The following is a 14603-nucleotide window of genomic DNA, read 5'->3' on the forward strand; positions in this document are numbered from 1 at the left end:
GTCAGTTTTTTGCCGACGCAGCCATTGCCTGCAAGATGACAACCGCCGACGCAGCACCCGGATCCATATGGCCAAGCGACCGTTCGCGAAGACGCGCAGCGCGTCCCCTGGTTGCAATCATCGAGCGCGTGGTGTTGGCACCAGCAATGGCCGCGGCAACAACCTTTTCCCAGAATTCGGCAGAGCTTTTGTTCTCTTCAACAGCCAGTTGGGCGGCTTCAGCCGCAGGCAGCCATGCGTCAAGCATGGTCTTGTCGCCACGCTGTCCATGACCACGCTCACGAATGCCGATACCGATAGCCTCAATAATGGACGCACAAGTGGCAAGGTCGAGATCATTATGACCAACCGTCGCCTGCGCGGCGCGGCGAAAGCCCGTGGCATAAAGCGGACCCGTCGAAGCGCCGACAGCATTGATGAAAGCCGTTGCTGCCGTGTTGAGAACCGTCGAAATATCAACCTCATCAAGGTCAAGCTTGGATAGCTCGCTCCGTACGGCCTGAAAACCCAATGCCATGGTCGTTCCATGATCGCCGTCGCCAATCGCGCCATCGAGTTCGGACAGCCGATCACGATCCACCTCTATCGCCGCAGAAACGGTATCAAACATGTGGGCTAGACGACGAGCCGCAGTTTCGGACATGGGTTTTCTCCTCAAACCTTACAGAGGCAACGCGTATCGCTCATCATAAGGCCTATGCTAATTTACTTTCAGACAGAACAGAACGGCGCAACTTGACGCCAGCAAGTCAGCCAATCTTCAGGCTCGCCGTTTCGCATGGATGCAGCAAGAGATCCGTCAGATCCTGATCAAGATGCATGACGGATATCGACGCTCCAACCATATCCAGAGACGTGCAATAATGCCCGATCCAATTGGCCTCAATGTGAATATTCTTCGCTTCAAGCCGCTGCGCCACACGTCGATAAAGAACATAGAGTTCCATGAGCGGCGTCGCCCCAAACGAATTGACCAGAACCGCGACACGATCACCGGAAACTGCCTTCATTTCATTGAAAATTCTGTCCATGATGCTGTCAACGATTTCATCGGCCTGCCGAATACGATCGCGCGACACTCCCGGCTCGCCATGAATGCCGACGCCGATTTCCATATCTTCCGGACCAATCTCGAAATTGTGTCGTCCGGTTTGCGGCAATGAGCCAGGTTCCAGCGCCACACCGATGGTGTAAGTGCGCGCATTGGCCTTGCGTGCCGCAAGCTCACAGGCTTCGAGAGACATACCCTTGTCGCAAGCAGCGCCTGCCACCTTGAAGACGAAGAAGTTACCCGCCACGCCACGCCGACCGTCCTTGTCGTCTATCGGCGACGACGCAATATCGTCGGTGGTCAGAACGGTTCTGATCCTGACGCCTTTTTCTTCGGCCATTTCAGCGGCCATCTCGAAATTCATGACGTCGCCTGCATAATTTCCATAGACGAAGAGCACGCCCTCGCCATTGGATGCAGCAAGCGCACATTGGACAATCGGATCGGGCGGAGGAGACGAAAAGACGTTTCCAACGGCAACCGCATCTGCCAGTCCCTTACCAACATAGCCAAGGAAACATGGCTCATGCCCCGCCCCGCCACCAATCACCAACCCGACCTTACCGGGGCGCGGACCATCCCGCGCGACCAGCGCACGCTTGGAGCCGCCAATGGGTTGCAGGAATTTGCCATGCGCACGGACAACGCCGTCGAGCATTTCCTCCACCACCTCATTGGGATTGTTGAGAAGTTTCTTCACACGCACACGAAAAGCAGCAGGCATCTGATTGGCTTTCGGGCGCTGCGAAAGACGTGCATCAAGGTCTATAACACCATCCGCACGCAAAATACCGAGCCCGGTTGCAGCGTCTGTTACAAGCACATTGATGAAGCCTCCACGGAGCGCCGCAAGAAGTGCGGGCACCTTGTCAAAGCCACCTGCAACCGCAACACGCGTATGGATCTGCTGCAACTTTTCAAGCGATATTCCAATAGTTCGCTCATCGAGCGGTCCGGCAACAGGCCGCCCACGCTCATCAATAAAACGGCCTGCAACAACACCAACCGCACCGGCGGCCAGATACTGCTGCAAAGAGACGGATTCAAAAAAGCCACTGGTATGGATGGTAGAATTGGAGCGAAGCGATGAAACACCAAACAGAATGCGATTGGCATTCTCAAGCGTCGCGAATTGCTCCTGAAGCAATGGTTCGTCGAGCAGCACGTCCCGTGTCTGCTGCGAACGAACCATCGCAGGTGCCATGATATTGACGCAGCGTCCAGAAACCGCTTCCGCCAGCACTGCAGCACATCGCTCCGGTGTATAAGGAAAAGAAGCAGTCGTCCCGCCTGTAGCCTGCACGACGGTCATATCCTGCAATGCGCGGATTGCGGTCTGCTCGCCGACTGAAAGTACGGTCCGGCCCCAGGCGACTGCAAGTGTGTCACCTGATTTGAGTATCTTGTTCAGCGCATGCGCACCTGCGACACCAAGCCGGTCAATCAACGGGCGTGCATTATCATCATGGGGGATAATAAGACAGTCGGCCAGGTTGAAATGACGCTTTAATTCCTGAGCGACAGACAGCGATTCAAGCCGACCGCCCTCAATGGAAATATTGACGATACCCTTTTCACGCGCTTCGGCCAGATAGCTGTTCACGGTTGCGCGTGAGATGCCCATGACATCGGCGATCTCGCTTTGCGTGAGCCCGTCTTCATAATAGAGCCAACAGGCCCAGATATAAGGATCATCGCCATAACGCATCGGAATCGCAAACGAATTCTCGCCGGTGCTGGCCTTAGACTTGCCGAGCTTACGCGATGTGTTGGGCTTAAGCGTCATGCGATTTTCTGTTGCCTCTGTTCACTCGCAAACATGAAAGCTGTCGACCGCAATTGCAACATGACGAAACGAATTTGACGCCTGAACGTGTTGGCCCACACAGTTTTCAGACGCCAATGTCAGAATCACGCTGAAGCGTTTACTGCAAACGCGTCTTTGCCTGCACTGAAAGATCGGTCAGAATCAACGCGCAGGACGTTGCACCTGCATCAAGAACGCCTAACGAGCGCTCGCCAAGGCGACTCGCACGGCCAATTTTTGCAACAAGATTGAGAGTTGAGTCACGACCGGCTTCCGCAGCGGCAGAAAGCGCATCCAGACTTTCTGCGAAGGACTGCCCCTTGGCATTGGCTTCATCAAAAGCAGCGACCGCCGGGATCAGTGTGTCGAGCAGAGTCTTGTCGCCAAGTTTCGCCGCACCGATCGACTGGATACCTTCAAGACCTGCATGAAGCATCGCGCTAAAACTGGCTGCGTCAATATTCTCAACGCCTTCCAGCTTCTCTGCAAACTCATTGAACATCACACCATAAAGCGGACCCATCGAGCCGCCGATCTCAGTCAGCAGAACCGTCCCAAGGGTCTCGAGGCCTTGTGCAAGCGTAACGTCCTTGCCCTTCAGACGCTCCGCTGCAATGCCAAAGCCCTTGGCCATGTTCACGCCATGGTCGCCGTCGCCGATCTTGCCGTCGATCTCGCTCAAATAGGCCTTGTTCTCGATGATACGCTCTGCAAGCGAAAGAACGATCTCACCCGATCCAGCGTTCCTGAAAGTCTGCATGATACGTCTCTTTCTTACAAAACTGTCGTGCAACGAGCTTCGACATCGAGCAATGCCTTGAGCTCATCATCAAGCGCCATGACAGTCAGCGTTGCTCCAACCATTTCGAGCGAGGTAAAGTAATTGCCGACATAGGTGCGATAGATTTTAAGACCACGCGCAGTGATTTCCTGCTCAATCGTGTCGTGGAGGATATAAAGCTCGTTAAGCGGCGTTGCACCAAGACCGGAAACCAGAACCGCCACTTCAGTGCCGTCTGGAAGATTATGATCATCAAGAACGATCTTGGTCATATCCCTGGCAACTTCGTCCGCGCGCTTCAACGGCTCAACGCGAACGCCCGGTTCACCATGGTGGCCAATACCAACTTCCATCGTGCCCGGTTCAATGGTGAAATTTGGATGCCCCACCGAAGGCAAGGTACATGGGCCAAGACCAACGCCTATGGAACGGCAATTATCGATGGCCCTTTGTGCCGTTGCCTGCACTTCCAGCAGGCTCGCGCCCGATGCAGCTTTTGCACCGCCAACCTTCCACATGAAGATTTCGCCAGCAACGCCGCGGCGTTTTTCGCGTTCTTCAATAGGAGCCGAGCAGACATCGTCATTAGCGACGACGGTCAACACTTCAATTCCGACCTTGGCGGCTAGCTTCACCGCCATTTTTACATTCATGTTGTCGCCGGCATAATTGCCATAGAGGCAGACAACGCCCTTGCCCCCATTTGCTTCACGCGCAGCATCGTAGAAACTCTTGGCTGTCGGCGAGGAGAAAAGTTCGCCCACTGCGACCGCGTCGAGCAGGTTCTTGCCTGTATAGCCGATGAATGCAGGCTCATGACCCGAACCACCGCCAGTAATAACGCCGACTTTCCCTTCGACAGGTGCGTCTTTCGCTACAATTACGCGAGGGTTTTCGGCCGACAACCGCACGAGATCATTATGAGCTTTGACGAAACCCTTGACGGTGTCTTCGACCACTTCATCTGGATTATTAATAAATCTTTGCATTTTGCACCTATCGAAGGCGAGAGATGAGTTCCCGCTTTATCATTGTAAAGCCGCGTTTTGGGCTCCGGCCAATCGTCAGATTGTCAGTTTTGCTATAGAATACCGTTGCTTTCATCGATCAGAAGGTCGGCACCATTTTTCATGGTCGCACCGCGTGACGCCAGAAAGACTCCAGCGGCGGCGACATCGTACTGACCGTGATAGCGTATTTGCCCCAATGGGCGGGCCATGTCGTAGACATGTTCTTTAAAAGCGTCTGCACGTCATCCTCCTTGACCACGCAAGACGAAAATCACCAATTGCCCTACATAAGTCAACATATGAATTTGACATTTGTTGATTAATAAACGTCATTTGTCAAAATTGAGTTGAAAGAGACAGCAATGCGGCTTCAGCGCAGCATCGGATTTTCCCGAGTAACACAGATAAGCTTTTTAAATTTAAGGATATTCCACGAAGCTTCGCACCGTCTCAGGCTCGTCGCAGAAACGGAAAAACTGACGACTAAATAGTCTGAATAATGCTTCAGCAGCTCTCCATCGTCTGACTTCGCAAAAAAATGGAGGTTCCAGTGGATTGGATTTGACGTTTAAATCCCGACCGGAGTGAACCGAGGATCGATAAGAATATGCTTGAAGCAGAAGAAACTAGTGTGCCGATCTGATTCTATCAGGTCAAAACGCGCTCTAAAGGCTGGTTTCGAGTTTAGGAGTCATGACCTCAAACATAGGCAGCGAAGCCGCGCCAAGCGCAGCCGTAAACTGACCCGTCTGCCCCTTCAGCACCCGCGGAATCGTGCGTAAACTTCTGTTTGCCACCGAAATCGGCAGCTCGCCCATATGTGCGATCAGCGCATCAATGACCGTATCTGGCAACATTCCGCCCAGAACAACAGTCTCCGGATCGAGAATGTTTTCTATAATCGCAATCATCTGCGCGAGGTGCTTTGCAGCATCCGACACCCAATCCAGAATGACTGGATTTTTATCGCGCAGCAGTTCTTCCACCTTTTCGAGGCTGGCATCGACAATCCCGGCATTCATCAGTTGCTGTTTCAACACATGTACTGACGAATAGGTTTCCAGACAGCCATGCTGACCACAGGAGCAGAGGCGACCTCCCGGAACAATTGAGATATGTCCGATTTCGCCTGCATTGCCGAAAGCGCCGCGAAACGGCGCTCCATCCTGGATCATCCCCAACCCGATACCAGCACCGAAATAAATCATCGCAAAATTTGAGATAGCGCGCCCGGCACCAAACAATCGCTCGCCAACCGCCGCAGCATTCGCATCATTTTCGACGATAACAGGTTCGCCAAACGCCGCACTTAGAACCGACTCAGCATCAATACCAGCCCATCCCGGCAAAGTCGTCGGGCCTACGGACGTCATGCCTTCGATACCAAACGGTCCGGGCATCACGACACCGATCCCAAGAAGGCGTGCATCATATTCGGACTTGATCTTGTCGATCTCGGTCCGGAGCTGGTTGCAAAGCGCCTCTGGCCGCGTATCGCTTACCAGATGCACTCGCTGCCTGCGTGGAACGCCAGAGAGATCAAGAACCGTCGTCACCATATGGGTCGAACCCATTTCGATTCCTATTGTCATCGCCCCTGATGGATTGACCGCGAACTGGATCGGTGGCTGACCGCGCCCCGTCTTCAATCTGCCGAGCTGCATCAAAAGATTTTCTGCGACGAGCTCGTCGACAATATTTGCAATGGCCTGAGCCGTCAGATGCGTCAGGCGAGCAATATGCATGCGTCCCACTGGGCCGTGACGCCGCACAACGTCCAACACCACACGTCGGTTATGGTCCCGAATTCGTTCAGGATTTTTACCCAAAGTGATCGGCTGTGTGTCCGGATGCGCCATAGGTGGTGAGTTCGCCGCCTTCGATTTCATGCCCTCTCCCAAATGCCTCAAATTAGATAGCGCACGAGACTTTTAACAGCAATATATTAATTCAACTAAATTATCTTATTGACAAATGAACCGCAAAATAGAAGCCTAATGAAGGGGCAATAATTGTCCTGTCGGCATTCAAACGGCATTTGGCCAAGCTTGCTGACGGTGAGGATGCTGCACGAAAAATGCAGCAATGGTGGAACCGGCAGGTCATTGACCTGCACATACCTTGCTCGGGCACCAGAGGGGCTGAGCAAAGGGGAGGTCTAATGAAAATGGGTAAATTGCTGCTTGCAGGTCTTGTGGCCGGTCTGAGCTCTATCGCAATCAATGCTGCGCAAGCAGTTGAAATCGAATATTGGCAGTATGTCTTTGAATCGCGCGTCAAGACGATGGACAAGCTGATCGAGAATTTCGAAAAAGCTAATCCTGATATCAAGGTCAAGCAGGTCACGTTCCCTTATGACGACTATCAGACCCGCGTTATTGCGGCGAAGATGGCTGGCAAAAGCCCTGACGTGATGCAGCTGTTCTATGGCTGGCTCGACAAATTTGCTGCTGGTGGCATTTTGCAGCCACTGCCGCAGGAAGCATTTCCGCACGACAAGATCGAAAGCGAATTCTTCCCAATCGTCAGCGCAATGAAGCGCGGCGATGAATATTACGGCTTGCCGACCGCTGTACGTTCGCTGGCACTGTTCTATAACAAAAAGCTTTTCGAAGAAGCTGGTCTTGATCCTAAAAACCCGCCGAAAAACCTTGAAGAGCTGCTGGCCTATGCCGAGAAAGCCACCAAGCGTGACGCTTCCGGCAATCTGTTGAGCGAAGGCATTACGCTCGATATGCCGGGTCAGGATCTGCATTGGTGGCGTGAAGTGCTGGTTCGCCAGTTCGGCGGAAAGCCATACAGCGATGACTACCGCAAGGTCGCCTATGACGACGCTGCCGGTGAAAAGGCATTGCAGTTCTACACCGACTTGCAGACCAAATATAAGGTCGGCGAAGTGAAGTTCATGGATGAAGGCCATGCAGCATTCCGCTCCGGTAAAGCTGCGATGACCGTGGATGGCACCTTCCGTCTGGCGGCCTTCAACACCATCAAGGACTTTGAATGGGGCGTGACCGAGCTGCCTGCCAATGCTGAAGGTGTGCGTTCAAACTATGCCAGCTATTTTGCCAACGGCATCAGCGCATCGGCAAAGGGCGAAAAGCTGGAAGCAGCTTCAAAGTTCCTCAACTACATTACTTCGCCTGAAGCGATGGAAATCTGGCTGAAGGGTGTAGGCGAACTGCCCGCGCGCCGTTCTGCGGCTCTGACAGAAACCAATCTGGCTGACCCGGTTTACGGACCCTTCCTCAAAGGTCTGGAATACGCCCATACAACCATGTTCACCGACGAGCTGAAACAGCGCCAGATCGTCGTCGACATGTCTAATCGCGTGATATTGCAGAACCAGCCAGTCAAAGAATCTCTTGATGAAGCTGCCAAGGCTGAACAGGCCATTCTGGATACTGCGAAGTAAAGCCGCTCTCGGTCGGGCGGTTCTCACGAGCTGCCCGCTTCCGATCTTCAGCAGCTCTCTTGCTGCCTTAAACATACGGCTCTATTTTTGAAGCCTGCCGCTTCCGACCGTGGCTGCCTTGCAACGCATGGCTGGCCGAAGGATTTTTATTATGACAATGACGGCTGAACCCGATCATACAGCGCGCAGGCCTTTCGGTTCGCGACTGACAGATCGCCTGTCGATGAAAACCAGAAGATTGATTTGGGTGTGGAGCTTTCTGGCCCTGCCGATCCTTTTCTATAGCGTCATCCGTTTTTATCCGACGATTGAAGCATTCTGGTTGTCTTTCACCAACTGGGATCTGATGAGCCCGCCGGAATTTATCGGCATAGCCAATTATCAGAAGCTTTTTGCCGATCCGGAATTCTGGAAAGTGTTCAAAAACACTTTCATCTATCTATTGGTAGGCACCCCGATCAGCCTGGTTCTGGCTTTTGTCATCGCTTACTATCTCGACCGGGTGAGAGTCATGCACGGCTTCATTCGCGCGCTGTATTTCTTACCTTATCTGACCACAGCAGCAGCAATGGCATGGGTATGGCGCTGGTTTTATCAGCCAGCTCCGATTGGCTTCATCAACAATATTCTGAGCTCTGTCGGGCTGCCGCAGCAAGGCTTTCTGCGCTCGGTTGATCAGGGGCTTTATGCCATCATGGCAACCTCCATCTGGGCAGGACTTGGCTTTCAGATCATTATCTTTATGGCAGGGCTGCGCGCAGTTCCCGGTACATTCTATGAAGCAGCGCGAATTGATGGCCTCGGCGAATGGGCAATCCTGCGCAAGATCACCATCCCGCTGCTAAAGCCGACAACTGTGTTTCTGGTGGTATTCTCCTCAATCGGCTTCCTGCGCATCTTCGATCAGGTCTACAACATGACCACGAATGATCCGGGTGGCCCGCTGGGTTCGACTAAGCCACTGGTACTTATGATCTATCAAACGGCGTTTTCGTCCTATGCAATGGGCTATGCGGCTGCGCAAACGATCATTCTCTTTATCATTCTGCTTTGCGTCTCCCTGTTACAGCTCTGGATTCTGAGGGAAAAGAAATGACCGCGTCTGCACAAACCAAATCACTCCCTTTCCAGAATCTGAAGCCCGGCCGCGTCGTCACATGGACCTTGCTGTTCATCGGCGGCCTGATCATGGTCACGCCACTTGTTTTCATGTTTTCAACCTCGTTGAAAACTGCCAGTCAGGTCTATGATCTCAGGCTTATTCCTGCAGAGCCAACGTTTCAGAACTATGCCACCATTCTTGCTGACGGGCGCTTTCTGCGCTGGTTCATGAACTCGATGATCGTGGCTGTGGTTGTGACTTTGTCCAACGTGTTTTTCGACAGCCTTGTCGGTTACACATTGGCGAAATTCCAGTTCCGGGGTCGTTACTTCATATTCCTTGCGATCCTTTCGACCCTGATGATCCCGACCGAGATGCTGGTTATTCCGTGGTATCTGATGTCGAGCAAACTCGGCTGGCTGGATAGCTATTGGGGCATCATGTTCCCAGGCATGATGACTGCCTTCGGCACCTTCCTGATGAAGCAGTTCTTTGAAGGTGTGCCGAATGATTTTCTTGAAGCGGCACGTGTAGACGGGCTTAACGAATTTGAGATCTGGTGGAAAATTGCCATGCCACTGGTCACACCAGCTCTGTCGGCTTTGGCTATCTTTACCTTCCTTGGCAACTGGACTGCATTCTTCTGGCCGCTGATCGTTTCAACCAGTCCTGAGCTTTATACGCTGCCGGTGGGACTATCGAGCTTTGCGGTTGAACAGTCTATCCAGTGGGAAATGATCATGACCGGTGCGGCCATCGCCACGCTGCCAACGCTCATCGTTTTCATGCTTCTTCAGCGTTACATCGTGCGCGGTGTCATGCTTGCTGGTCTGAAAGGTTGAACCATGTCTGAACTTGATCCTAAACTTTCCGACAAGAGTGTTTTCCCAAATCCGGTTTATAAAGAAACTGTGCTGCGCCCACTGTTTGACGGTGCCAAGACGCATCATGTTGACGGTTTCCGGCGCATTGACCGCGCCCATTTGGTGATGCTGGTTGAAACCGGCATTCTTGATGGCGGGCAAGCTACCCGGATTGCCGGTGCTCTTGAAGCCATTGATAAAGAAATCAATCCGGCTGAGCTGACCTATACAGGTGAGGTTGAAGACTTTTTCTTCCTCATTGAAAAGGAACTGAAAGCCCTTATTGGAGCCGATGTTGCAGGCCGTCTGCATACCGCGCGTTCTCGCAATGACATCGACCATACACTGTTCAAGCTCAGCTTGAAAAAGCACATAGATACGCTGCTGGCCAAAGCGCGGCACTTGCTTGATGTGCTGATTGCAGCAGTGGACCGCGAGCAGGCAACGTTGATCGTTGCCTATACTCACGGCCAACCAGCACAGCCGACGACATTCGGACATTATCTTGCTGCGGCTACGGAAGTGCTAATCCGGGATATTGAGCGTCTTGAAGCAGCCCGCGCGATTGTAAACCAGTCACCGATGGGGGCAGCGGCCATCACCACCTCCGGCTTTCCGATCGACCGCCAACGCGTCTCGGAGCTGTTGGGCTTTGCTGCCCCCTTAAACAATTCCTACAGCTGTATCGCAGCCGTGGATTATGTCACCTCGACCTATTCCGCGCTGGAACTGATGTTCATTCATCTGGGACGGCTCATTCAGGATTTCCAGTTCTGGACGAGCTTTGAAGTCGGCCAGATTTATGTGCCGAATGCTTTCGTACAGATCTCGTCGATCATGCCGCAAAAGCGCAATCCGGTGCCGATTGAGCATATGCGTCATCTGTCGAGCCAGACTATGGGGCGCGCCCGCACAGTGCTCGACGTAATGCACAATACGCCTTTCACCGACATGAACGACAGTGAAGGTGAAACGCAACAGATGGGCTATGAGGCATTTGCTTCTGCCGGACGTGTGCTTGATCTGCTGGCAGCGTTTATTGAAGCCATCCGGATTGATCCAGCACGGGTTGCGGAAAATATCCGCCGCTCCTGCATCACGATCACGGAACTTGCGGATTCTCTGGTGCGTATTGAAGGCCTGTCTTTCCGTCAGGCGCATGAGATTGCAGCTACCGTGGCACGTTCCGTAGTGGCTCAGGGTGGCGGGCTTGAGAAAGACGGGTTTGCCCCCTTTCTTGCAGCATTCCATGAGGCTACCGGACGCGAACCGTCTTTTGATCAGACAAAATTTGAAGAGCTGGTTTCGCCACAGCATTTCGTTGCTGTGCGCGACCGTTTGGGCGGTCCGGCACCGCTGCCGATGGGCGAAGCTCTGACGCGTTACCAAAACGCGGTTGAGGCGTTCAATGCGCGTGCCACTGAGTACGCAGCCTATGAAGCTAAGGCCGATCACGAACTTAATGAAAAATTCAACGCACTTGCGGAGACACGTTAATGGCAACCATTGAACTTGAAAAACTTGTCAAACGTTACGGCAAGGTCGAAGCAGTTCGCGCAATCGATTTACAGATCGAAGACGGAGAATTTGTTGTTTTCGTTGGCCCTTCCGGCTGCGGCAAGTCGACAACCCTGCGTATGATTGCGGGTCTGGAAGATATTTCCGGCGGGAACTTGAAAATTAGCGGTGAAGTCGTCAATGAGCGTGATCCGAAACAGCGCAATATTGCGATGGTGTTCCAGAATTATGCGATTTATCCGCATATGAGCGTGCGCCAGAATATTGGTTTCGGCCTTTACACATCAAAGCTTTCCAAGGCTGAAAAAGCCAAGCGGATTGAAGATGTTGGTGCATCTTTGGGACTGACGCCTTATCTGGATCGCCGTCCGGCAGCTCTTTCAGGCGGCCAGCGCCAGCGTGTTGCCATTGGGCGTGCCATGGTGCGCAATCCTTCGGCATTTTTATTCGATGAACCGTTGTCAAACCTCGATGCGCAATTGCGTGCGCAGATGCGCATCGAAATTAAGCGCCTTCACCAGAGCCTCAAGACCACCACAGTTTATGTAACGCATGATCAGGTCGAAGCCATGACCATGGCCGACCGTATTGTGGTGATGCGTGACGGCAGCATTCTGCAAACCGGCACACCAACCGAGCTGTATGAACATCCGGTGGATGTGTTCACTGCCCGCTTTATCGGCAGCCCGTCGATGAATCTACTCAAAGGGCGCCGTCAAGGTGACACGGTCGAGTTTATATCTGATGGCGATGTGCTGATTGGTATCCGCCCGCATGAATTGACCGTCGGTGAAACAGGCACACCAGGGGGGATATCGTTGCGAGGCATTGTGACAGCTGTCGAACCTCTCGGCGCGGAAACTCTGGTTCATCTTGATGTTGACGGCGCTGCAGTCATTGCGACAGCACCGGGCAAAACCGTTCCGAAGTCTGGCACTACACTGAGCGTCTTTGCACCTGCTGGCAGCCTGTATCTGTTTGATGCCAAGACAGAAAAGAGCCTCGGTCGTCTATAATGTCAAAACAGTTCAAAACTCCTGCGGTCCTAAGTATAGGACGGATTTATTGCGACCTGATTTTCACCGGCCTCGATGCGTTACCGCAACCGGGCAGAGAGGTTTTCGCGGGCGACATGAAGATCGTAGCTGGTGGTGGTGCCTTTATTTCCGCCGCCCATTTTGCTCATGTTGGCCGGTCGGTCGCGCTGGTTGCGCGGCTTGGCACCGATAGTCTGTCGAAGGGCATATCCACGGACCTGACCATCGACGGCCTTGATCTGCGGTTTCTGGAAACCTCAACTGATGCCGGGCCGCAAGTGACTGTAGCCAGTGTTATCGGCAACGACCGCGCGTTTCTTTCGCGTCGTGCAGGTTCTGCACGGCCATCCACCCTTGATGACGCTTTGACATGGGACAATGCAAAGCACCTCCACATCGCAGAATATGCGACATTGCACGAAATACCGGATTTGGTCACTAAAGCCAAAGCTGCCGGCCTGACCATTTCGCTGGATCCAAGTTGGGATGAAACTCTCATCTACAGCCAGGATTTTTTGAAAATGTGTGAAGGCGTGGATATCTTCCTGCCAAACAGTGAAGAAGCGGAAGCTATTACCGGCGATCAGGATTCCCGCAATGCTATCGATATTTTATCGAAGCACTTCCCCGTCGTCGCTCTGAAAGCAGGCGAAGAAGGAGCATGGCTGAGTGCCGGCTCTGCAGCGATGCATATGCCAGCTGACACAGTGGATGTTATCGACACGACTGGTGCAGGCGATGCTTTCAATGCAGGCTTCATCGACTCATGGATTGATGGACGGTGCCCGGCGGACTGTCTCGCCGCAGGCGTCAAGAGCGGCAGTCTGGCGGTACAGGCCGCAGGCGGCGCATCAATCCTGCAAGCCTGAAAGCAAATCACTCCAATATTCAAGCAAGGGGGACTTCATGGTCACGACATCATTTATGTGCAAGGAGACAATCGAGGCCTCTGCCGTTGTTTCGCGCTTGTTGACTGAAGAAGCCGCAACGATCGCGGAAATTAAACGTCTCTATGAAGAGCGCAAACCGCGTGTGATCACAACGGCTGCCCGCGGATCATCCGACCACGCAGCGTCGTTCTTCAAATATCTGTTCGAGATCAGTATTGGCTTGCCCGTGGCTTCCATCGGCCCTTCGGTGACATCCGTTTATAACAGCCGCCTGCAATTGCAGGACGGTTTGCACTTTACGGTTTCGCAGTCCGGGGCAAGTCCCGATATCGTTGCGTTGCAGAAGGCCGCCAAAGAAGGCGGAGCCATTACTGTAGCCCTTGTCAATGTGACGGACAGCCCTTTGGCACAGCAGGCCGATATTGTGCTGGGATTGCATGCGGGCAAAGAACAGAGCGTAGCCGCAACCAAATCCTGTATCGCAGGCGCTACCGCACTCACCGCCATCACCGCAGCAATCAGCGGCGACAGCGCACTCCAGATGGCGCTCACAAAATTGCCGCAAGCGTTGGATGCAACAACGAGTGATCCAATTGATGACTCCGTGGTATCGCGACTGGCTTCAATTGACGGAATGTATGTTGTAGGCCGGGGCACAGGTTTTGCCGTAGCAATGGAAGCAGCCCTTAAAGCCAAGGAAACCTGTGGCATCCACGCCGAGGCTTTTTCTTTGGCAGAAGTTATGCACGGCCCTATACGTCTGGTTCATAGCGGCTTTCCCGTGCTAGCCTTTCTGAACGAAGACGAAGCATTCAATGCTGGCAAACAGGCTGTAGATCGTTTGATCAGTCTGGGCGCAGATGTGATAATAATCGGCGCTGAAAGCACACAGCACAAGGCTATGAGGATCACATCAACAGGGCATGGCTTGATTGATCCACTTGTTGGCCTCGGTGCTTATTACGGTTTGATTGAACGTGTTGCGTTAGCACGTGGCCTTGATCCAGATAAACCTCTGAACCTCAGCAAAATTACGGAAACCGTTTAGCATCCATTTGCTACGCATCCGGTCTACTTTCCGTTTGGACCCGGCCTACGCCCCCGTTGACTTATGTTGACGGGGTTTTTT

The 14603-nt window shown here is 53.1% G+C and carries 13 protein-coding genes; 7 read left to right on the forward strand and 6 right to left on the reverse strand.

Features of this window, described 5'->3' with window-relative positions; all coding sequences use genetic code 11:
• Nucleotide 1: 1 nt before the first annotated feature.
• The 6 genes from dhaL (CEV32_RS15730) to CEV32_RS15750 form a co-directional block, all read right to left on the reverse strand.
• Nucleotides 2–643, reverse strand: a complete 642-nt coding sequence (gene dhaL / locus CEV32_RS15730) for a dihydroxyacetone kinase subunit DhaL (protein WP_094578071.1) — start codon at nucleotides 641–643, stop codon at nucleotides 2–4.
• A 106-nt stretch (nucleotides 644–749) separates the two neighbouring features.
• On the reverse strand, nucleotides 750–2837 hold the full coding sequence (locus CEV32_RS15735; RefSeq protein ID WP_094578072.1) for a bifunctional sugar-binding transcriptional regulator/dihydroxyacetone kinase subunit DhaK: 2088 nt from the start codon (nucleotides 2835–2837) through the stop codon (nucleotides 750–752).
• Between the two features lie 139 nt (nucleotides 2838–2976).
• Nucleotides 2977–3618, reverse strand: a complete 642-nt coding sequence (gene dhaL / locus CEV32_RS15740; protein WP_094578073.1) for a dihydroxyacetone kinase subunit DhaL — start codon at nucleotides 3616–3618, stop codon at nucleotides 2977–2979.
• 14 nt (nucleotides 3619–3632) lie between these two features.
• A complete protein-coding gene (locus tag CEV32_RS15745) occupies nucleotides 3633–4628 on the reverse strand; it encodes a dihydroxyacetone kinase subunit DhaK (protein ID WP_094578074.1) in 996 nt (331 codons plus the stop codon).
• 92 nt (nucleotides 4629–4720) lie between these two features.
• On the reverse strand, nucleotides 4721–4858 hold the full coding sequence (locus CEV32_RS23725; RefSeq protein WP_167382815.1) for a hypothetical protein: 138 nt from the start codon (nucleotides 4856–4858) through the stop codon (nucleotides 4721–4723).
• Nucleotides 4859–5314: 456 nt separating this feature from the next.
• Entirely contained in the window at nucleotides 5315–6538 is a 1224-nt protein-coding gene (locus CEV32_RS15750) for an ROK family protein (protein ID WP_094578075.1), read from the reverse strand.
• A gap of 278 nt (nucleotides 6539–6816) precedes the next feature.
• Here CEV32_RS15750 and CEV32_RS15755 point away from each other — a divergent pair, with 278 nt between their 5' ends.
• The 7 genes from CEV32_RS15755 (at nucleotide 6817) to CEV32_RS15785 (ending at nucleotide 14522) form a co-directional block, all read left to right on the forward strand.
• Nucleotides 6817–8064: an extracellular solute-binding protein gene (locus tag CEV32_RS15755; protein ID WP_094578084.1), complete on the forward strand. Its 1248-nt coding sequence runs from the start codon at nucleotides 6817–6819 to the stop codon at nucleotides 8062–8064.
• Nucleotides 8065–8215: 151 nt separating this feature from the next.
• Complete coding sequence (locus tag CEV32_RS15760) at nucleotides 8216–9160, forward strand: carbohydrate ABC transporter permease (RefSeq protein WP_374883615.1); 945 nt, start codon at nucleotides 8216–8218, stop codon at nucleotides 9158–9160.
• Nucleotides 9157–10008, forward strand: a complete 852-nt coding sequence (locus CEV32_RS15765; protein ID WP_094578076.1) for a carbohydrate ABC transporter permease — start codon at nucleotides 9157–9159, stop codon at nucleotides 10006–10008. The genes CEV32_RS15760 and CEV32_RS15765 overlap by 4 nt, the downstream gene beginning before the upstream one ends.
• Before the next feature lie 3 nt (nucleotides 10009–10011).
• Nucleotides 10012–11526, forward strand: coding sequence for an argininosuccinate lyase (gene argH / locus CEV32_RS15770; protein ID WP_094578077.1), 1515 nt, complete (start codon nucleotides 10012–10014; stop codon nucleotides 11524–11526).
• Complete coding sequence (locus CEV32_RS15775) at nucleotides 11526–12563, forward strand: ABC transporter ATP-binding protein (RefSeq protein ID WP_094578078.1); 1038 nt, start codon at nucleotides 11526–11528, stop codon at nucleotides 12561–12563. The genes argH and CEV32_RS15775 overlap by 1 nt, the downstream gene beginning before the upstream one ends.
• Nucleotides 12563–13453: a carbohydrate kinase family protein gene (locus CEV32_RS15780; RefSeq protein ID WP_094578079.1), complete on the forward strand. Its 891-nt coding sequence runs from the start codon at nucleotides 12563–12565 to the stop codon at nucleotides 13451–13453. Before CEV32_RS15775 ends, CEV32_RS15780 begins: the two co-directional genes overlap by 1 nt.
• A gap of 37 nt (nucleotides 13454–13490) precedes the next feature.
• On the forward strand, nucleotides 13491–14522 hold the full coding sequence (locus tag CEV32_RS15785; RefSeq protein ID WP_094578080.1) for an SIS domain-containing protein: 1032 nt from the start codon (nucleotides 13491–13493) through the stop codon (nucleotides 14520–14522).
• The last annotated feature ends 81 nt before the right edge of the window (nucleotides 14523–14603 follow it).

Origin of the sequence: Brucella rhizosphaerae, from assembly GCF_002252475.1 — a bacterium.
Taxonomy (GTDB): domain Bacteria; phylum Pseudomonadota; class Alphaproteobacteria; order Rhizobiales; family Rhizobiaceae; genus Brucella; species Brucella rhizosphaerae.

Coding starts and splice junctions, on each gene's coding strand:
- dhaL (WP_094578071.1), bottom strand. CDS start 643: ATGTCCGAAACTGCGGCTCGTCGTCTAGCCCACATGTTTGATACCGTT.
- CEV32_RS15735 (WP_094578072.1), bottom strand. CDS start 2,837: ATGACGCTTAAGCCCAACACATCGCGTAAGCTCGGCAAGTCTAAGGCC.
- dhaL (WP_094578073.1), bottom strand. CDS start 3,618: ATGCAGACTTTCAGGAACGCTGGATCGGGTGAGATCGTTCTTTCGCTT.
- CEV32_RS15745 (WP_094578074.1), bottom strand. CDS start 4,628: ATGCAAAGATTTATTAATAATCCAGATGAAGTGGTCGAAGACACCGTC.
- CEV32_RS23725 (WP_167382815.1), bottom strand. CDS start 4,858: ATGGCCCGCCCATTGGGGCAAATACGCTATCACGGTCAGTACGATGTC.
- CEV32_RS15750 (WP_094578075.1), bottom strand. CDS start 6,538: ATGAAATCGAAGGCGGCGAACTCACCACCTATGGCGCATCCGGACACA.
- CEV32_RS15755 (WP_094578084.1), top strand. CDS start 6,817: ATGGGTAAATTGCTGCTTGCAGGTCTTGTGGCCGGTCTGAGCTCTATC.
- CEV32_RS15760 (WP_374883615.1), top strand. CDS start 8,216: ATGACAATGACGGCTGAACCCGATCATACAGCGCGCAGGCCTTTCGGT.
- CEV32_RS15765 (WP_094578076.1), top strand. CDS start 9,157: ATGACCGCGTCTGCACAAACCAAATCACTCCCTTTCCAGAATCTGAAG.
- argH (WP_094578077.1), top strand. CDS start 10,012: ATGTCTGAACTTGATCCTAAACTTTCCGACAAGAGTGTTTTCCCAAAT.
- CEV32_RS15775 (WP_094578078.1), top strand. CDS start 11,526: ATGGCAACCATTGAACTTGAAAAACTTGTCAAACGTTACGGCAAGGTC.
- CEV32_RS15780 (WP_094578079.1), top strand. CDS start 12,563: ATGTCAAAACAGTTCAAAACTCCTGCGGTCCTAAGTATAGGACGGATT.
- CEV32_RS15785 (WP_094578080.1), top strand. CDS start 13,491: ATGGTCACGACATCATTTATGTGCAAGGAGACAATCGAGGCCTCTGCC.